Annotated in this window: 16 protein-coding genes; 3 read left to right on the top strand and 13 right to left on the bottom strand. The window is 61.4% G+C overall.

The window, feature by feature from the left end; translation table 11 throughout:
- From nuoN to ndhC, 13 genes are all read right to left on the bottom strand, one after another.
- The gene (nuoN, locus tag FDP08_RS17940; RefSeq protein WP_427901862.1) at positions 1–1,443 is read right to left on the bottom strand and encodes an NADH-quinone oxidoreductase subunit NuoN; all 1,443 of its coding nucleotides are present in this window, start codon (positions 1,441–1,443) and stop codon (positions 1–3) included.
- On the bottom strand, positions 1,440–2,972 hold the full coding sequence (gene nuoM / locus FDP08_RS17935; protein ID WP_137437658.1) for an NADH-quinone oxidoreductase subunit M: 1,533 nt from the start codon (positions 2,970–2,972) through the stop codon (positions 1,440–1,442). The genes nuoN and nuoM overlap by 4 nt, the downstream gene beginning before the upstream one ends.
- Positions 2,969–4,852: an NADH-quinone oxidoreductase subunit L gene (nuoL, locus tag FDP08_RS17930; protein WP_137437657.1), complete on the bottom strand. Its 1,884-nt coding sequence runs from the start codon at positions 4,850–4,852 to the stop codon at positions 2,969–2,971. Before nuoL ends, nuoM begins: the two co-directional genes overlap by 4 nt.
- A complete protein-coding gene (nuoK, locus tag FDP08_RS17925; RefSeq protein WP_137437656.1) occupies positions 4,849–5,157 on the bottom strand; it encodes an NADH-quinone oxidoreductase subunit NuoK in 309 nt (102 codons plus the stop codon). The genes nuoL and nuoK overlap by 4 nt, the downstream gene beginning before the upstream one ends.
- The gene (gene nuoJ, locus FDP08_RS17920) at positions 5,154–5,684 is read right to left on the bottom strand and encodes an NADH-quinone oxidoreductase subunit J (RefSeq protein WP_137437655.1); all 531 of its coding nucleotides are present in this window, start codon (positions 5,682–5,684) and stop codon (positions 5,154–5,156) included. Before nuoJ ends, nuoK begins: the two co-directional genes overlap by 4 nt.
- Positions 5,685–5,702: 18 nt before the next feature.
- Positions 5,703–6,296 carry an NADH-quinone oxidoreductase subunit NuoI gene (nuoI, locus tag FDP08_RS17915; protein ID WP_137437654.1) on the bottom strand — a complete coding sequence of 198 codons (594 nt, stop codon included), beginning with the start codon at positions 6,294–6,296 and terminating at the stop codon, positions 5,703–5,705.
- A gap of 9 nt (positions 6,297–6,305) precedes the next feature.
- Positions 6,306–7,283 (bottom strand): NADH-quinone oxidoreductase subunit NuoH, encoded by a 978-nt coding sequence (gene nuoH / locus FDP08_RS17910; protein WP_137437653.1) that lies wholly within the window; start codon positions 7,281–7,283, stop codon positions 6,306–6,308.
- Positions 7,280–9,997, bottom strand: coding sequence for an NADH-quinone oxidoreductase subunit NuoG (gene nuoG / locus FDP08_RS17905; RefSeq protein WP_137437652.1), 2,718 nt, complete (start codon positions 9,995–9,997; stop codon positions 7,280–7,282). The genes nuoH and nuoG overlap by 4 nt, the downstream gene beginning before the upstream one ends.
- Positions 9,997–11,367, bottom strand: coding sequence for an NADH-quinone oxidoreductase subunit NuoF (gene nuoF, locus FDP08_RS17900; RefSeq protein WP_137437651.1), 1,371 nt, complete (start codon positions 11,365–11,367; stop codon positions 9,997–9,999). Before nuoF ends, nuoG begins: the two co-directional genes overlap by 1 nt.
- Positions 11,364–11,879 carry an NADH-quinone oxidoreductase subunit NuoE gene (nuoE, locus tag FDP08_RS17895; protein WP_137437650.1) on the bottom strand — a complete coding sequence of 172 codons (516 nt, stop codon included), beginning with the start codon at positions 11,877–11,879 and terminating at the stop codon, positions 11,364–11,366. Before nuoE ends, nuoF begins: the two co-directional genes overlap by 4 nt.
- On the bottom strand, positions 11,879–13,651 hold the full coding sequence (gene nuoC / locus FDP08_RS17890; RefSeq protein ID WP_137437649.1) for an NADH-quinone oxidoreductase subunit C/D: 1,773 nt from the start codon (positions 13,649–13,651) through the stop codon (positions 11,879–11,881). The genes nuoE and nuoC overlap by 1 nt, the downstream gene beginning before the upstream one ends.
- 49 nt (positions 13,652–13,700) lie before the next feature.
- Positions 13,701–14,378: a NuoB/complex I 20 kDa subunit family protein gene (locus tag FDP08_RS17885; RefSeq protein WP_137437648.1), complete on the bottom strand. Its 678-nt coding sequence runs from the start codon at positions 14,376–14,378 to the stop codon at positions 13,701–13,703.
- 72 nt (positions 14,379–14,450) lie between these two features.
- Positions 14,451–14,867: an NADH-quinone oxidoreductase subunit A gene (ndhC, locus tag FDP08_RS17880; RefSeq protein WP_137437647.1), complete on the bottom strand. Its 417-nt coding sequence runs from the start codon at positions 14,865–14,867 to the stop codon at positions 14,451–14,453.
- Positions 14,868–15,097: 230 nt separating this feature from the next.
- Here ndhC and FDP08_RS17875 point away from each other — a divergent pair, with 230 nt between their 5' ends.
- The 3 genes from FDP08_RS17875 to FDP08_RS17865 are packed head-to-tail and all read left to right on the top strand — an operon-like array spanning position 15,098 to position 19,433.
- The gene (locus FDP08_RS17875; RefSeq protein ID WP_137437646.1) at positions 15,098–15,820 is read left to right on the top strand and encodes an ABC transporter ATP-binding protein; all 723 of its coding nucleotides are present in this window, start codon (positions 15,098–15,100) and stop codon (positions 15,818–15,820) included.
- A gap of 4 nt (positions 15,821–15,824) precedes the next feature.
- Complete coding sequence (locus FDP08_RS17870) at positions 15,825–18,203, top strand: ABC transporter permease (protein ID WP_137437645.1); 2,379 nt, start codon at positions 15,825–15,827, stop codon at positions 18,201–18,203.
- A gap of 21 nt (positions 18,204–18,224) precedes the next feature.
- Positions 18,225–19,433 (top strand): efflux RND transporter periplasmic adaptor subunit, encoded by a 1,209-nt coding sequence (locus FDP08_RS17865; RefSeq protein WP_137437644.1) that lies wholly within the window; start codon positions 18,225–18,227, stop codon positions 19,431–19,433.
- Positions 19,434–19,454: the final 21 nt, after the last annotated feature.

Below are 19,454 nucleotides of genomic sequence, written 5' to 3'. Positions count from 1 at the left end.
TCAACTGACTCCAATAGATAGTCCTGTTAACCACTGAATCATGGGCGTGGGGTACACCCCGAAAACCAGAATCAACACCGCGACGACCAACAGCGTCAGCCCGCCAACCCGACTGCCCCAGTCATTGGTGGCGTCCATCCGGCGCATGCCGGGTTCCGGCAGGTACAGTGTGACCATTACCCGCAGGTAATAGAACAGGCCAATGGCGCTGCCGGCCACGATACCGCCCACCAGCCACCAGCGGCTATCGGAAACACCCAGCGCCAGTACGTAAAACTTGCCGATAAAGCCGGCGGTGAGCGGGATGCCCGCCAGGGACAGGAAGCTCACCGTCATCACCGCCGCCAGCCAGGGCCGGCGCCAGAACAGGCCACGATAGTGGTGCAGTCCGGCCGCGTCTTCACCCCCGAAAGGACTGGACAGTTGGGTGACCACACCGAAGGCCGCCAGGGTGGCGACCAGATAGGTTACAAGGTAAACCCCAACGGTTTCTACAGCAAGCGCGCGCCCCACGACGATCGCCACCATCAGGTACCCGAAGTGGGCAATGGATGAGTACCCCAGCAGGCGCTTGAGGTTCTGCTGGAACAACGCCAGCAGGTTGCCGCCCAGCATGGTCAGCAAAGCCAGCACTGTAATCAGGACCCGTAGCCAGTCACTGTCAAAGATGGGCGTGGTCATCATCAAACGCACCAGCACCACGAACACCGCCAGTTTACTGACCGTGGCCAGGAAAACCGTGGCCGGGGCGGGTCCGCCCTGGTAAACGTCCGGGGTCCAGAGATGGAAAGGCACAATGGAGAGCTTGAAACCCAGACCAACCAGCATCAGCACAGCCCCGGCCAGGCTCCAGACATCCGCGCTGGTGACCAGCCCCGATACCAGACCGATCAGGTCAAGGCGACCGGTGCGAGCATAGATCAGCGCCATACCAAACAGCAGGAAGGCCGTGGCGGCAGCGGAGAGAATCAGGTACTTGATGCCTGCCTCCAGCGACCTTTCCGCCCGGAAGCTGTAGGCCAGCATTCCGTAGAGCGGCATCGAAAGCAGTTCCAGACTGATGAACAGGGTAGCCAGGTGGTTGCTGGCCACCAGTCCCAGTGCGCCGGTGACGGCGCACAGCAGTAACAGGTAAAACTCCTCCCGTGAGCCGATGTAACCGGTCAGGTAATGGTGGCTCAGGGCCACCGTCACCAGAGCGCAGATCAGCACCAGAACACTGCCCATTATGGCCAGTCCGTCCATGATCATCAGCGGCGGTGACGATGGCGCCGCTGAGGCCAGCGGCACGCTTACCAGGGCCAGTATCAGCCCGGCCGCAGACACTATTGCCGTTCCAGCGTGGTGCCGTTGCCAGGTAATACCCAGCATCACCAGGATCGCGGTAGCGGCAACGATGATCAGCGGAAGAATTGCGATCAGATTCGCCAGGGTCAGCATCAGTTTACCTTCCCTGCCCGGACTGCCAGGTCCACACTGCCAGTGAACAGTTCGGATATCGGTGCGGCCACGGCCGCGGTGGTATCCAGCAGGGGTTGCGGATAGAGTCCTACTGCCAGAGTGAGCACCAGCAGCACCAGCATGATGCCGTACTCCCGGGCATCAGGCCCGGCGAGTGGGCCCGAACGGTATTCGGTGCCAAAGTGCACCCGCTGCATCAGTAGCAGGGAATAGATGGCCGCCAGCACCAGCCCTATGCTGGCGATAACCACCACCACCGGTGCGCCAGGGAAGGTCCCGAACAGGATCATGAACTCCCCCACGAAGTTGGCAGTGGCGGGCATTCCCAGGGAGGCCGCCACAAAGCACAGGGTAAACCCGGGCAACACCGGTACGCGCCCCCAGAGTCCACCCATGATGCGCATGTCCCGGCTATGAATGCGTTCATAAAGCTGGCCACTGAGGATGAACAGGGCAGCGGTCGAGAAGGCGTGAGCGACCATCAGCACAATGGCGCCCTGGATCGCCAGTTCCGATCCGGAATAGAGCGCAATCAGCACAAAGCCCATATGGGAAACGCTCGTATAGGCAATCAATCGCTTGATGTCCTGTTGCCCACAGGCCAGTACTGCACCGTAGACAATGCCGACCAGCCCCAGGGCCATCGCCACTGGCGCGAAAGCCTGGGACTGTTCCGGGAACAGCGGCAGCGCAAACCGAAGTATGCCGTAGGCGGCCGTTTTCAGCAGAATGCCCGCCAGGTCAACGCTGCCGGCGGTCGGCGCCTGGGCGTGGGCATCGGGCAGCCAGCCGTGAAAGGGCACCACCGGCAGCTTGACCGCAAAGGCGATGAAGAATCCAAGCATCAACCAGAAGGCCAGCGGCTCCGGCACATCGGTCCCCCGCAGGCTGTCGTAGCTGAATGACAACTCCCCGGTGTTTGAGTAGTACACGAACACCAGCGCAATGATCGACACCAGCATCAAAAGGCCGCTGGCCTGGGTGTAGATGAAGAATCGGGTGGCTGCGCGGATTCGTGTCTGCCCTGCCGAACCGCTGTGCCCCCAAAGGGCGATCAGGAAGTACATAGGTACCAGCATCATTTCCCAGAACAGGAAAAACAGGAACAGATCCAGGGCCAGGAACACACCCACCACGCCGCCGAGGATAAACAGCAGGTTCAGGTGGAAGAAACCCACCCGGTCGGCAATTTCCTGCCAGGAACAGAGCACCGCCAACAAGCCGAGAAAGCCGGTCAACGCCACCAGGATCAGCGACAGTCCGTCCATGGCAAGGTGAATCTCGATGCCGAAACGGGGAATCCAGGGTGCCCGCCATTCCAGAAGCCATTGGCTTCCGCCATCACCCGCCAGAGCGAAGTCGCCACTCAGCCATACCGCCGCGCTGATCACCAGCACAAACAGCATGGTGCCCAGGGCAATCCAGCGAGGCGCCTGGTGACTCCAGCGTTCGGCCTGCCAGCACAACAGGCCGCCGACAAACGGGATCAGTATCAGCCACACCAGGATCATGCGGACCCTCCCGGCACCAGGGCCAGCGTCAACAGGATCACCGTGGCGCCGAACACCATCACCAGGGCATAGCTGCGTACCCGGCCATTCTGGATACGCACCAGGCCGGCGTTCAGGGCTCGCGCCACCAGCGCTGGTAGGTTCATCATCAGGTTGATCAGGTCGACCCGCAGGTATTTCACCGTCAACTGCCAGGGCCGTACGAGAATCCGGTCGAACAGCGCATCAAAACCCCAGGCGTTGTGCCAGAGTCTCCAGAGACCGCTACCGAAGCCCTGGCGTACCGTCTCCTCAAGCCAGGTGCGCTGCCACAGGAACAGCCACGCCGCCAGCAGCAGGCCGGCGATGGCCGCACCCATGGCCAGCACCTGCAAGAGGGTATGGCCGGTGTCGGCAGTCTCTCCCGGCGATGCGGGAAACAGCTCGCCCAGCCCGGGATAAAGCCACGCCCCGACAAAGGTGGAGCAGATTCCCAGCACGACCAATGGCAGGTGATGGGTGACCGGATTGGTGCCCGGCTCGGGATCGCGGACGTGGTCGCTGGTCGGTGCGCCATGGCCGGGTTCGCCATGAAACGTGCCCAGGATCAGCCGCACGGTATAGAGTCCGGTCAGCACGGCGCCCAGCAGGCCTGCCAACAGCAGCCCGGTCTGGTCCGCGGCCATGGCCTGCCACAGGATCTCGTCCTTGCTGTAGAAACCGGCGGTGACCAGGGGCAGCGCCACCAGCGCGGCGCCGCCGACAATGAAGCCACCGTAGGCGACCGGCAGTTTGCGCCAGAGCCCACCCAGGCGGCGCATGTCCTGCTCATGGTGGCAACTGACAATCACTGCGCCGGCGGAGAGGAACAGCAGGGCCTTGAAGAAGGCGTGTGTCACCAGATGGAAAATGGCGGCATCAAAAGCCCCTACCCCCAGCGCCAGGAACATGTAGCCGATCTGGCTCATGGTGGAATAGGCCAGTACTCGCTTGATATCGGTCTGGGCGAGGGCTGCGAACGCCGCCAACAGCAGTGAGACCGCGCCAATCACGCCCACCAGCAGCATGACGTCAGGCGCCAGCAGGAACAGCCCGTGCAGTCGGGCAATAAGGTAAACACCGGCGGTCACCATGGTGGCAGCGTGGATCAGTGCCGACACCGGCGTCGGGCCGGCCATGGCATCCGGCAGCCAGGTGTGCAGTGGCACCTGGGCCGACTTGCCCAGGGCGCCACCAAGCACCAGCAGCGCCGCCAGGTTGGCGGTGGTACTGCCCTGTGCCCAGGCCTGCGGCGCCAGTTCCAGCACCGTGCGGATATCGAGGGTGCCCAGCTCCATAAAGATCAGGAACAGCCCCAGAGCCAGAAACACATCACCGATGCGGGTAACCACAAAGGCCTTGAAAGCGGCCTGGCCGTTGGCATGGCTGCGATAGTAATGGCCGATAAGCCCGTAGCTGCACAAGCCCACGCCTTCCCAGCCCAGGAACAACAGCAGCAGGTTGTCCCCCAGCACCAGCAGCAACATGCTGAACACGAACAGGTTCATCCAGGCATAGAAGCGGGTAACGCCTTCCTCCCTGCTCATGTACCACGCGGCAAACAGGTGGATCAGGAAGCCCACGCCGGTAATCACCGACATCATTACCAGTGACAGCCCATCCACCGCCAGACCGATGGTGGGCTGGAAAGCCCCCACCGTGATCCAATTCCAAAGGACCACGCTCTCACTGCCGCCGGAGTGGGTCATCGCCGCCCACGCCGTCGCCAACGCTGACAGCCCGACACTGCCCACCCCGATGAGCGAGGCGGCCCGTATGCTCAGACGCCCAGCGGAAAAAGCCAGCACCAGCGTGCCTGCCAGGGGAAACAGAAACGAGAGTACGACCGCCAATGCCATCATCCGCGCATCCTGCTGGCTGCATCGAGATCAAGGGAGCGAAATCGCTGGTACAGCTGGATCATCAGCGCCAGCCCGACGCTGGCTTCCGCCGCCGCCAGGGTGATCACCAGCAGGAACATGGCCTGTCCTTCCGGCTGGTTCCAGGCAGTCGCGCCCACCACAAAAGCCAGCGCAGCAGAATTGAGCATCACTTCCAGGCTCATCAGCACGAACAACATATTGCGGCGTAGCATCAGTCCCAACAGCCCCAGGCTGAACAATATGGCCGCCAGGATCAGCCCGTGCTCCATGGGAATACCCGTCATGAGTCGCCTCCTGTCGAGCGTGACGAGGTGCCGGGGGCGTTGCTGCGCCGCCCCACGTGTGAGGCCGTAACCAGGGCCGCCAGCAGAAGGATGGCCGATAATTCCACCACCATCAGCCAGGGTCCGAACAGCGTCAGCGCCACCGCCCGTGCAGTAAGCAGTTCCCCATCAATGGTTTCGCCCACGACACCCTGGCTGATCAGCGCTGCCAGTGCTGCCAGCAGTACCAGGGCCAGCATTGATGGCCCTGCCCAGTAGCGAGGGTGCATCAGGGTCTGTTCCCGTTCGGTGTCCGGACCCAGATTAAGCATCATTACCACGAACACGAAGAGCACCATGATGGCCCCTGCGTAGACAATGATCTCCAGGGCACCGGCAAAGGGTGCGCCCAGGGCAAAGAACACCAGCGCCACGGCAATGAGCGAAACGATCAGGTACACCACCGCATGCACTGCGTGGGTGCCGGTAATCACGCCCACGGTGGCCAGAATTGCCACCAGGCCGCTGAGGTAGAAAGCCAGTTCCATGAGTGTCTCCTTACCTGGTCAGGGAAGCAGCGTACGCACATCCTCCGGTGCCTCCTCGTTTTTCGCCTCACCCTTGTCCTTGCCGCCAATGGCCAGGCCCGCCACCTTGTAGAAGTGGTAGTCGTGATCCTTGCCGGGGCCGTTGATCAGCAGGTCTTCCTTCTCGTACACCAGTTGCTGGCGATCGTATTCGCCCATCTCGAAGTCCGGTGTCAGCTGGATGGCCGACGTCGGGCAGGCTTCCTCGCACATGCCGCAAAAAATGCAGCGGGAAAAATTGATGCGGAAGAACTCCGGATACCAGCGGCCGTCTTCCTGCTCCCCCTTCTGCAGGGAGATGCAGTCCACCGGGCAGGCAACGGCGCACAGGTTACAGGCCACGCAGCGCTCCTCGCCGTCGGGGTCGCGGGTCAGCACAATGCGGCCGCGATAGCGTGGCGGCAGGTAAACCGCCTGTTCCGGATAATTCACCGTCTCCCGTTTGCGGAAGCTGTGCATGAACACCATTCCCAGGGTACGTATCTGGGACCAGGTGGCCGGCACCAGCCTCAGAAAAGAGGTTGAGGACAACGACCGGATCAGTGGGACCTTTTCTTTTTCCTCTTTTTCCATAAGTCCTCCCTATGCGCCCACCAGGAGCATCACCGCTCCGGTGGCCAGCAAATTAACCAGAGTCAGCGGCAGGCACACCTTCCAGCCAAAGCTCATCACCCGGTCATAGCGCGGCCGGGGCAACGAAGCCCGCAACAGAATGAACAGCAGCAGGAAGAAGCCCGTCTTGAGTGCAAACCACAGGATCGGTGGCAGCCATGGGCCATGCCAGCCGCCAAAGAAAAGCGTCACGATCAGCGCCGACACCAGCAACATGCCCACATACTCGCCGATAAAGAACATGCCGAATTTCATGCCGGAGTATTCGATGTGATAACCATCCGCCAACTCCTGCTCGGCCTCGGGCTGGTCGAAGGGATGACGGTGGGTGACGGCGACGCCGGCGATCAGGAAAGTGGCGAACCCGAAAAACTGGGGGATCACGAACCAGAGGCCTTCCTGCGCCGCGACGATATCACGCAGGTTGAAGGACCCGGCCAGAGCGACCACCCCCATCAGCGCCAGGCCCATGAACACCTCGTAGGACAGTGTCTGGGCCGAGGCCCGCATGGCACCCAGCAGGGCGTACTTGTTGCCACTGGCCCAGCCTCCCAGTAATACGGCGTATACGTTAATGCCCGCCATGGCCAGGAAGAACAGCAGCCCGATATGCATATCCGCCACGCCCCAGTCCGGCGTGATCGGAATAATCGCGAACGACAACAGCAACGAGGCGAAGGCGATGACCGGAGCCAGCACGAACAGGGGGCGGTCAGCGAAGGGCGGTATCCAGTCTTCCTTGAAAAAGATCTTGATCATGTCCGCAACCACTTGCAGGGTGCCGAAAGGCCCTACCCGGTTGGGACCGTGACGGTCCTGCCACAAGCCGAGCAGGCGACGCTCGACCACGATCAGGATGGCGCTCACCAGCACCACACCGAGCAGGATCACCAGTGCCTGCGCCATACCCCAGAGGATGGCCTCGAGTTGCGGAGTCCACCAGTTCATGGTTGATCTCCCGCGGACTCGTTCAGGGTTACGGATTCACCTGTCAGCAAACCAGGGATCAGCCCGGCCGGCAGGCCCGCCCAGCCAGTGGGCCAGTTTTCCTGCTCGTGAACCGGAAGCTTCGTGCCCTGATCAATGGTTACGAGGTCTCCGCTCCTGACCGCCAGCCGTAGGGCATCGTCAGGGCTCAGAGTAAGGCAGGGTAACTCCGTCCGTTGCTGGATAGGCGTAGCCCGGGCGGAGGTCTCCTCGCCTCCGAACAGGCGGGGCAGGTTCAGGGCCCGCAGGGCATCGGTGCTTTTAACGCTTTGAGTGGGCTGGCGGTAGCTCCCCTGTCCGGGCACCGGGTGTAAGAGGCGAACCCCGGGGTCACCACCGCGCAGGTGCCCACCCACCTCATCGGTGAACTTGTTCCAGGCCTGGGGCGAGTTCCAGCCCGGCGCCCAGGCGAAAGGCACCTGTTGCCGGGGCTCCTGGTAGCCACTGTAACCCTCCATGGAGTGAGCGAAGGCCGTGTCAGCATCCTGAGGTACCCGTGGCTCACTGACATCCTGGTCTGCACGCATGGCTGTGCGACCGCTGTACGGGTGAGGCTCTCGGGCCAGCTGCAAGCCATCAATACGGAATTGAGCATCCGGAGCAGCGTCGACCATGCCGGCTAACGCCGGGTGGGCATCGGCACACGCCCGAACAACGGTATCCAGGTTGATATGGCTGGCGGCTTCGCCTCGCAGATTCGCGGAAAGTGCGTGCAACCAGCGCCAGCTTTCATGAATGCGAGTCTCCGGCCGCATATAGCCGGGTTCGTAGACCTGGAAGAAGCGTTGGGCACGACCCTCCAGGTTCACCAGGGTGCCATCGGACTCCGCGAAGCTGCCAGCCGATAACAGAAAGTTGGCCCGGGCAGCCGTGGCAGTGCGCTGGTGGTCCAGCACTATGCGCATCTCCGCCCGCGCCAGGGCCTCATCCACCCTTTGGGTGGGCAAGCGCTGATAAAGGTCGTTCTCCAGCACAACCACGGCATCGGCATTACCCTGGGCCAGTTCGTCCAGCGCCCAGTCCAGTGGCTGACCACCCATCAGGGACAATCCCGTGCTGTTGGCTTCGCGCCGGATCAGCACCAGCCCGCCTCTTTTGGCGCGACGGGACAGGGCCCGAGCAACACTGCCTGCGGCCTCAAGCACGGCCTCGGAGGCGAGTGAGCCACCACTGACGATCAGCGGTCGCTCCGCCGCCATCAGTGCCCTGGCGATACTCCGGGCAGCTTCATCATCGTCAGGCGTCAGACCCTCCACGACCGGTGCCGCGGGATCGATGGCATGAGCCACCGCAAACCCCAGCCGGGCAATGCCGTCCGGGTCCAGGGCATAACGCGCTGCAGCCACCTGATCAAGGTCCGTGGGCGCCGGCCAGGCAATAAACAGCGGGTAATAGCGGTTCTGTGCCAGGGTCTTGAGGGCTTCGGCGTTCCAGTCCGGTATACCAATGGTTTCGCCCAGTGCCGCACATCGTGTCACGGCTGCCTGACGCAGGTTCAGACCGAGGCGGCCGGCACTCTGAACCGGGTCCTCCCCGAGCACCAGCACGGCGTCGTGGTTTTCGATCTCCCGGGGCGTCGGGGTTGGCAGGCCAGCGTGACGCTGGAGATGGTTCATCAGTTCGAGGCAGGCCTGCTCCCGGGCCTCGATGCCGGTGGAAAAGTTGTTCGCTCCGACCAACGCCTGCAACTGGTGATTGCTCTCCAGGCTGGCCCTTGGCGAGCCGATGCCGATAACCCGGCGGGCGTGGCGCAGGGCGTCGCCTGCCTGGGCAAGTGCGTCATCCACGCCAAGGCTGACCGGCTCGCTGTCCGGCGATTGCCGCCACTCTGGTGTAAGGTGCCGGTCGGAGCGGTTTACGTAGCCGTAGCCAAAACGACCGCGATCACAGAGAAAATAGCCATTCACCTCGCCGTGATAGCGGTTCTCGATCCGGCGAATTTCACCATAGCGTTCCCCCGGACTGATATTGCAGCCCATCGAGCACTGGTGACAGATACCGGGGGCAAACTGCATGTCCCACTTGCGGGTGTAGCGATCAGAATGGCTCTGGTCGGTAAACACACCGGTGGGGCACACCTCGGTGAGATTACCGGCGAAGGGACTTTCCAGGGTGCCTTCCTCGTAGCGGCCGAAATAGACATTGTCCTTGCTGCCAAAGGTGCCAAGATCGGTGCCCCCGGCGTAATCATTATAAAAGCGCACACAGCGGTAACAGGTAATGCACCGGTTCATCTCGTGGGCGATGAACGGGCCCAGAAACTGGTTACGGCGAGTGCGCTTGCTGAACCGGTAACGGCGCCGGTCGTGGCCGGTCATTACCGTCATGTCCTGCAGGTGGCAGTGGCCGCCCTCTTCGCAGACCGGGCAGTCGTGGGGGTGATTGATCATCAACAACTCCACCACACTGGCGCGGAAAGCCTTCGCTTCCTCGTCGTCGATATCGATGCGGGTCTGATCCGCCGCCGGGGTCATACAGGACATCACCAGCATGCCCTTGTCGTCGTCCTCGTCCTTGTACTGGCGTACGGCGCACTGGCGGCAGGCACCCACGCTGCCCATGGCCGGATGCCAGCAGAAATAGGGAATATCCAGGCCCAGGGACAGGCAAGCCTGGAGCAGATTATCGGCTCCGTTAACCTCGTAGCTTTGTCCATCCACGTGAATCGTTGCCATTAGTCTGCCTGTCCCTCCGCTGCTTTAACCGGGCGTGCGCTGACCCCCGCTTCAAACTCGTGCCTAAAGTGCTTCAGCGCCGTCTTCAGGGGCATCGCAGCACCGGGCGCATGGGCACAGAAGGTCTGCGCCGGGCCGCAGTCCGCCGCCAGCTTCTCCAGCAACTCGATATCGCCGTCTTCCCCCTGCCCCAGCTCCAGAGCTCGCAGCACCTTGGCGGTCCAGGGCAGGCCGTCGCGACACGGGGTGCACCAGCCACAGGACTCCCGGGCGAAGAATTCCTCCAGGTTGCGCACCAGCGCCACAATACTCTGCTCCTGCGGCACTATCGTCAGCAGGCCGGTGCCCAGGCGACTGCCCTCCTTGCCCACGGTGTCGAAATCCAGTGGCATATCCAGATGCTCCGGCAACAGGAAGCCGGTACTGGCGCCCCCCGGCAGCCACGCCTTGAGTTGCCGACCGTTACGCATGCCCCCTGCCCGGTCCAGGATCTCGCCGCCTGTCGTCCCCATCGGCAGCTCCCAAAGCCCTGGCTTTTCTACCAGGCCAGAAATGCCATACAGCTTGCTGCCGCCATTCTCGCTCCGGTCACCGGAGAGTCCCTGATACCAGTCCGCGCCATGGAGAATCACCCCCGGCGCGTTGCACAGGGTTTCCACATTGTTCACTACCGAAGGCTTGCCCCAGGCTCCGGACTGGCCAGGGAACGGCGGCTTGGTCCTGGGGTTGGCGCGCCTGCCCTCCAGAGAGTTGATCAGGGCGGTCTCCTCGCCGCAGATGTATCGCCCTGCGCCGGTGTGCAGCGCAATGTCAAAATCGAAGCCGCTGCCATTGATATCAGCGCCCAGCCAGCCCCCGGCCCGGGCCTCTTCCAGGGCCCGGTTCAGTACCCGGGCGGCCGTGACATATTCACCCCGAAGGAAGATGTAGCCAAAACAGGAATTGTTGGCCAGGGCAGCCAGGATCATGCCCTCGATCAAAAGGTGTGGCTGATGCTCCATCAACAGCCGGTCCTTGAACGTGCCCGGCTCCATCTCGTCGGCATTACAGATCAGGTAGCCCCGGGGCATATCATCCCCCTGCAGGGTCAGGCTCCATTTAAGCCCGGCAGAGAAGCCGCCTCCGCCACGGCCACCTACATTGGCGTCTTTCATGGTGGCGATAATGGCCTGGGGATCGCTATCGGCCAGCGCCTTGCGGACGGACCGGTAGCCATCCTTACTCAGGTACTCCTCAAGCCAGACCACCTCGCCGTCATCCCGCAACCGCCACGTCAATGGGTGGGTTTCAGGGTGGCGCTCTGCCTCGGTCTGCATCAGCCGGCTGCGATAGCGAACCGAATCACGCTGGCTGGCGATGAACTGGCTCATGGATAATCCTCCAGCACGCCTGGCAGATCTTCGGGAGACACCGGGCCGTAGGTGTCATCGTCAATCATCAGGGCTGGTGCGCCATCGCAGGCACCCAGGCAGCAGACCGGCAACAGGGTGAAACGCCCGTCTTCGGTGGTCTGGCCGTAATCAATCCCCAGCTGGGCCACCAGTGCCTGCCTTAATTCCTGGAAACCGGTCAGGAAACAGGCACTGCTATCGCACACCAGCACGACATGACGGCCCACCGGCTGGCGGAAAATCAGGCTGTAAAATGTCGCCACACCTTCCACCTCGCCCGGACCAATGCCCAGCAACCGGGCGATGGCAGTGATAGCACTATCCGGCACCCAGCCGTGACGGCGCTGGACAATCTTCAGGGCCTCGATACAGGCGGCCTGGGGCTGCTCGTAATGAGCCATTTCCTCGATAATCGAGGTTTCATCGGACGGATCAAGGTCGAAACCATCGCTGCCAATCAGCACGGTTGTCTGTGGTGTGTCTGCCATCATCAGCGGTCCACGTCTGCCATCACGAAATCAATACTGCCCAGGTGGGCAATCAGGTCCGGTACAAACCCACCGCGCATCACCGACGGTATCTGCTGCAGGTGCGGAAAACTCGGCGTGCGGATGCGGGTGCGGTAGCTCATGGTGTTGCCGTCACTGGTCAGGTAATAACTGTTGATACCTTTGGTAGCCTCCACCATCTGCAGGGATTCCTGGGGCTTGAGCACCGGCCCCCAGGACACCTGGAGGAAGTGGGTAATCAGAGTTTCGATGTGTTCCAGCATGCGCTCCCGGGGCGGCGGCGTGGTCAGCGGGTGGTCGGCCTTGTAGTCCCCGGCAGGCATGTGGTTCACGCACTGCTGGATAATGCGAAGACTCTGGCGCATTTCCTCGATGCGCAACTGGCCCCGGTCAAACACGTCGCCGTTATGGCCCAGGGGAACTTCAAAATCGAACTGCTCGTAACCGGAATATGGGCGCTGCTTGCGAAGGTCGAAGTTGCATCCGGTGGCCCGCAGGTTGGGGCCGGTAACGCCCCACTCCAGGGCCTCGGCGGTATTGAAGGCAGCCACATGACGGGTTCGGTCGCGCACGATGGCGTTCTCCATCATCGCTCGCTCGTACTCACGCAGCCGTGACGGCATCCAGTCGAGAAAGCCCTGCACCAGTTTTCCCCAACCCTGGGGCAGGTCCTGCATAACGCCGCCGATGCGGTACCAGGCCGGGTGCATTCGAAACCCGGTTATGCCCTCGATTACCTCATAGCCCCGCTGCCGGTCGCTGAAGGTATAGAACACCGGCGTCATCGCCCCCAGATCCTGCAGGTAGGTACCCAGGAACAACAGATGGCTGGTGACGCGGAACATTTCCGCCATCATCACCCGGATCACCTTCACCCGGTCCGGCACCTCGATGCCCGCCAGCTTTTCCGCCGCCAGTACGTAAGGCAGGTTGTTCATCACCCCACCGGTGTAATCAATGCGGTCGGTATAGGGAATGAAGCTGTGCCAGGACTGGCGTTCCGCCATCTTCTCGGCGCCCCGGTGGTGATAGCCGATGTCAGGCACGCAGTCGACGATTTCCTCGCCGTCCAGTTGCAGCACGATGCGGAAAGCGCCATGGGCAGAGGGGTGATTGGGGCCCAGGTTAAGGAACATGAACTCGGCCCCGTCCCGCTCCCGCTGCATACCCCAGGCTTCGGGCTCGAACCGCATGGCCTCCTGCTCGGTCTGCTGGCCCTCCACTGTCAGGGTATAGGGGTCAAACTCCGTGGCCCGGGCGGGGTAGTCCTTGCGCAAAGGATGGCCGGACCAGGTCGGTGGCATGAGGATACGCGTCAGGTGGGGATGGCCGGCAAAGGTGATACCGAACATGTCCCAGACTTCCCGCTCGTACCAGTTCGCCGCCGGGTAAACTCCGGTCACTGTGGGCAGGCTGAGGTCATCCGCAAAGAGGGCCACCTTGAGCATGATATCTGCGTTGCGACTGATGGAAAGCAGCTGGTAGAACACCGTGAAGTCGGCCGGTGGCAGACCGCGACGGTCACGGTGCAGGCGCTCGTCAACAGCGGAGAGGTCGTAGAGCAGGTCAAAAGGCGCGGTCAGGGTTTTCAGGTACCCAAGCACATCGGTCAGTGCGTCCCGCGTCACCCATACCACGGGCATACCGGTGAGGGTGTGCTGCTCGTAAAGCACACGGTCACCGAAATCCCTTCTCAGGGTGGCGGCCAGATTGTCACCGGTGGGGCCCGGAGTACTGACGGTATCCGTGTTCATGGTCGTGATTCGCTTCCTGGCAATCGATGGTGAAACGACGGCGAACGGGTCAGAGTTTGTCGGGTGTTCTTAGCTCGGTGGCCTGAATGCGGCGGTCTCGCCACTTTTCCCGCTGGGAAGGCATCTCTGCCTGATAGACTCCCTGATCGCCCACCACCCACGACAGGGGCCGGCGTTCCTCCTGGATCGAGTCCTGCAGCAACTGCAACCCCTGCAGGAAGGCCTCGGGACGTGGCGGGCAACCGGGTATATACACATCCACGGGCAGAAACTTGTCCACCCCCTGCACTACGGAATAGATGTCGTACATGCCACCGGAATTGGCGCAGGAGCCCATCGAGATCACCCACTTGGGCTCCAGCATCTGGTCATAGAGCTGCTGAATTACCGGTGCCATCTTGATAAAGCAGGTACCGGCGATGACCATGAAATCTGCCTGACGGGGCGAGGCCCGGATGACTTCTGAGCCAAAGCGGCCAATGTCATGGGGCGACGTGAAAGCGGTGGTCATCTCAACATAGCAGCAGGACAGCCCGAAGTTGTACGGCCACAGGGAGTTCTTGCGGCCCCAGTTGACGGCGTTATTGAGAACTTCGCCGAGTTTGCCGGTGAACACGTTGCGCTCAAGCTGACGCTTGACCGGATCCTCAGACGGCTCCTGCTGCTGAACCGGATACCGGCTACTGCCTTGTGCGGTTTGCTCTGCCCTGGTCAGGGTATAGGACATACTGCGCCTCCATGGGCACCGGACCCGGCGGTATAAACACCGCGGGCCAGCACCTTGATTGGGTGCGTTGGATCAGCCTGCCGGACTACGGGGCCTGCCACGAGATGATTCCGGCGCCCAGTCCAGGGCACCGGTACGACTGTCATACAGCAGGCCAACCAGAAGGATCAGAATAAATACTGCCGCGCCCCAGAACCCGGCCCAGCCCACGTCGGGAATAACAATGGCCCAGGCAAACAGGAACACGGCTTCGATATCGAAGATCACGAATAGCATCGCGACCAGATAGAACTTGACGGAAAAGCGCTGGCGGGCATCGCCGGTGCCGAGAATGCCGGATTCAAATGGAAGAGATTTGCTGACACCCTGGCTGCGCCCACCAAGCAGGCTGGAGACGCCCACCATAACGGCGCAAAGGCCCAGCGCGGCCACGATAAAAAAGCCGGTAGCCCAGTAGCGGACCAGCAATTCACTGACAGTGTCTGCCATGCGCTCTCCATGGCACCCTGGAGGCTGCCGTTGGGAAGACGGGTAGTACGAAATAAAACGTTCTTTCTTAAAACCTAACAACGGATGGGCGATTGCGCAAATAATGAGCGCGATAGATATGAAGCTCCGCCTCGCTGATATATAGGAACAACTTGTGCTATACCTTCACTGGTTGAAGAACCGAGGCGATGGCAGTGGACGCAAACCAATTCAGGGCAAAGGCCTTTTGCATGGACAGACCCACCTCCGGCCTACCGGTGTTCCACACCTCCGGGCTGACGAAATCCTATCAACAGGGGGAGATTGAGGTGCACGCCTTGCGGGGAGTGAACCTGGATCTCTTTTCCGGCGAGCTGGTGGTGATGCTGGGAGCCTCCGGCTCGGGCAAATCCACCCTGCTGAACATTCTTGGCGGGCTGGACGTGCCTACCAGTGGCGAGGTGAAATACCAGGACATCGACCTGAGCCGGGCCAATGACCGGGAACTGACCCGTTATCGCCGGGACTACGTTGGTTTCGTGTTCCAGTTCTACAACCTGATACCCAGCCTGACTGCACGGGAAAACGTTATTGCGGTGACCGAAATCGCCCGCAACCCGATGAGTCCGGAAGCCGCGCTGGAACTGGTGGGACTGAAGCAACGGATGGACCACTTCCCCGCCCAGCTCTCCGGAGGGGAGCAACAAAGGGTAGCTATCGCCCGGGCCATTGCCAAGCGCCCGGAGGTGTTGCTGTGCGACGAGCCTACCGGCGCCCTGGACTCAGCCACGGGCACTCTGGTTCTGGCGGCGCTGGATACCGCCAACCGCGAAACCGGCACCACTACCGTGATCATTACCCACAACGCCTCTATTGCACAGATGGCAGACCGGGTCATTACGCTGTCTGACGGCACCATCAGTGGTGAATACCGCAACTCAACGCGGCAGGACCCGCGAACCCTGAGCTGGTAACGCCATGCCATTCTTTCGCACCAGTACCTTGCATACCAAACTCCGCCGCGAGCTATGGCAGATTCGGGGCCAGACCCTGGCCATCGCCCTGGTGATCGCCGGCGGCATTGCCGTGTGCCTGTTGTCACTGGTGAACTATTCCTCGCTCACCGTCACCCGTGATCAGTATTATCAGGCACACCAGTTTGCTGATGTGTTCGCCACGTTAAAACGTGCGCCGCGCTTCGTTCTGCAACGGGTAGCGGACATTCCCGGTGTTACTCGCGTAAGCGGACGAGTCGAAGGCGTTGCAAAGCTCGAGGTGCCTGGTTTCAGTGATCCTGCCTCCGCCCGCCTTGTCTCATTGCCACCCGAAGGGCAGCCGGAGGTCAACCGCGTCTACCTGCGCCAGGGGCGTTTGCCACACGTTGCACGCAGCGATGAAGTGGCAGTAATTGGCAGCTTTGCCGACGCCCACGATCTTCAGCTTGGGGACCGGCTGGGCGCCATCATCAACGGCCGGCGACAAAGCCTCACCGTTATCGGCATCGTTGAATCTCCGGAATTTATTTATGTCATCCCTCCGGGCGGGATGTTACCCGACTACGAACGCTACGGAGTGCTCTGGATGGCCCGGGAAGCGCTCGCGTCGGCAATGGATATGCGCGGCGCCTTCAACAGCGTGGTGTTGCAGGTGGACCCGGCGTTTCCGGTGGAAGGCGTCATCACATTGCTCGACCAGTTGCTGGCGCCATACGGAAGCACCGGTGCCTATGCCCGCGAGGACCAGTTTTCCCACCGTTTCCTGAGTGACGAACTGAACCAGCTGAAAACCATGGCAGTGGTCTTCCCGACCATTTTTATGGCGGTCGCCATGTTTCTGCTAAATGTTGTGATCACCCGGCTGATCAGTACCCAGCGGGACATCATTGCAGTATTGAAGGCCTTCGGTTACAGCAACTGGCAGATTGGCTGGCACTACAGCCAGTTGGTGCTCGCCATTGCCCTGGTTGGCCTGATGATCGGCACGGCTACCGGCATGTGGCTGGGCCGGGCGCTGGGCGAACTTTATATGGAGTTCTACCGGTTCCCGGAACTGCTGTTCCACGTCAGCCCCTTTTGGGTACTGCTGTTGGGTTTGCTGACCATTGTTGTCGCATGGATCGGGGGTTGGCGAGCCATTCGCAGTGCTGCTTCCCTGCCCCCGGCCGAGGCCATGCGGCCGGAAGCCCCTGCCAGCTATCGGGTCACTATCACTGAGCGCCTATTGTCCTGGATACGCTTCAGCCAGCCATCCCGCATGATTGTCCGGCAACTGGCACGGCGCCCGGCCCGCGCCGCGCTGTCGGTAACAGGCATAGCGATGGCGACAGCCGTTGTGATGGTGGGCAACTTCCAGTTCAGCTCTGTTTCGCTGATGGTACACACCCAGTTTGCCCGGGTTCAGCAACAAGACCTGACCGTCAGCCTGACTGACCCGGTTCATCAGTCTGCCATGTACGGAATGACGCGGCAGCCCGGTGTGCGCTATACCGAGGGCCGTCGTGTCGTGGCGGTAGAGCTGGTCAATGGTCACCGGCAGTGGCGAACCGCCTTGACCGGCATCCCGGACGATGCCCGGTTGCAGTTTGTCGTAGACGAACATCTTAACAAAGTGCCAATACCTCCAGCAGGGCTGCTGCTGACCGACTTCCTGGCGGCACAGCTGGGGCTTGCCGCCGGCGACTCCGTTCAGGTCCGGATATTGGAGGGCCATCGCCCTGTACTGGACCTGCAGGTTGCCGGAGTGACCAGCGAGTTTCTCGGCGTGGGTGCCTATATGAATCTGACCGCAATGAACCGGACGCTAAAGGAAGGGGCAGTCGTCAACCAGGTGCTGATGAACCTGGATCCGGAACAGGCGGAAACCGTTTATCGGGACCTGCGGGACACCCCACGGGTGATGGCCGTCAATGTCCGCCAGGCAATGCTGGACAGCTTCTTTGAAACTCTGGCAAAAACCTTCCTTACCTATACTCTGGTTATCAGCCTGCTGGGTGGCATCATCGCCTTTGGCGTCATCTATAACACCGTGCGCATCTCTCTGGCAGAGCGGGGGCGGGATCTGGCAAGCCTGAGAGTACTGGGCTACAGCCACAATGAAGTGGCCCATATTGTACTGGGTGAACTGGCCATCCTGCTGATAATGGGCATACCCCTGGGCTGGGCCATTGGCCATGGACTGGCAAGCCTGGTAGTAACCATGATGCAGACTGAGCTGTACCGGGTACCCTTGATCATCACCGACAGGACGCTGGCGCTGGCCGCCAATGTGGTCATGGTCTCTGCCCTGGTATCCGGATTCATTACCTGGTGGCGATTGCGTAAACTCGACCTCGTGGCCGTCCTGAAAACCCGGGAATAACCAGATATAGGAATTTCATCGATGTCAGAAGGTAAGCATTTGGCGGGTAAGTGGCTGTTCTGGCTCACCCTCGGCATTCTGGCCATTGTTGTGGTGGCCTTTATCCTCCGTCCGGACCCTGTCTGGGTAGACCTGGCACCAGTGCAACGGGGGGCCATGGAGGTCACCATACTGGAGGAAGGCAAAACCCGGGTAATAGACCGCTATGTGGTTTCTTCGCCGGTGACCGGATACCTGCACCGGGTGGAGCTGGACGTGGGCGACCAGGTCATTCCCGGCGAGCTGCTGACCGAGGTGGACCCGATGCCAGCCAGTGTGCTCGATGCCCGCAGCCGGGCGGAAGCAGAAGCGAAAGTAGAGGCCGCCCGCTCGGCACTGAACTCCGTCCGCCAGAAAACCCGGGCTGCAGCGGCAGACGCTGAACTGGCAGAGGCGGAATACCAGCGACTGCTGACCCTGGACAGCTCCGATTTTGTATCCCATGAGCGCCTGCAACAAGCCCAGTCTACCGCCGCCCGCACCCAGGCCATTCTGCGATCTGCCCGCTTTGATGAAGAAGTCGCCGCCCATGAATTGGCCGCGGCCAGGACCCGGCTCGAGGTTTCCGCAGCTCGTTCAGAGGGTGAAAAACCGGCGGAGCGGCTGGCAATTCGGTCGCCCGTTAATGGCAGCGTTCTGAACCTGCTGCGTAAAAGCGAAGGCGTTATCCAGGCTGGCGAGGCCGTAATCGAGCTTGGCGACCCGGGTGCTCTGGAAGTCGTGGTGGATGTACTCAGTTTCGATGCGGTCAAGCTGGAACCCGGCGTTCAGGCACGGCTCAGCGGCTGGGGCGGAACCCTGCTTGACGCCGTGGTTCGACGAGTGGAGCCCGTCGGGTTTGCAGACGTTTCGGCCCTTGGCGTTGAGGAGCAGCGCGTCAGGGTGATAGCAGACATAGTCACCCCCCGCGAACGCTGGACAATGCTGGGAGACGGTTACCGTGTAGACGCCGAATTCATTCTCTGGCAGTCAGCGAATGTGCTTCAGGCACCGGCCTCCGCCGTTTTTCAACACGGCGGCCAGCCCGCAGTTTTTCTGATCAGGGACGAGCATGCGGTAATACAAACGGTGAAAACAGGCAGAACCAATGGTCTGGTGACAGCCATAGAGAGCGGACTGAACGAAGGCGACCAGGTAGTCCGTCATCCCGGCCGGGAGCTCAGTGATGGCGACCAGGTTCGGATCAGGTGATAGCGATTAACAAGCAGTTCG

The sequence above is a fragment of the Marinobacter panjinensis genome (genome assembly GCF_005298175.1).
Lineage (GTDB): Bacteria > Pseudomonadota > Gammaproteobacteria > Pseudomonadales > Oleiphilaceae > Marinobacter > Marinobacter panjinensis.
Note: the sequence above shows the minus strand (reverse complement) of the source record. Positions and strands in the feature narration are given on the sequence as shown.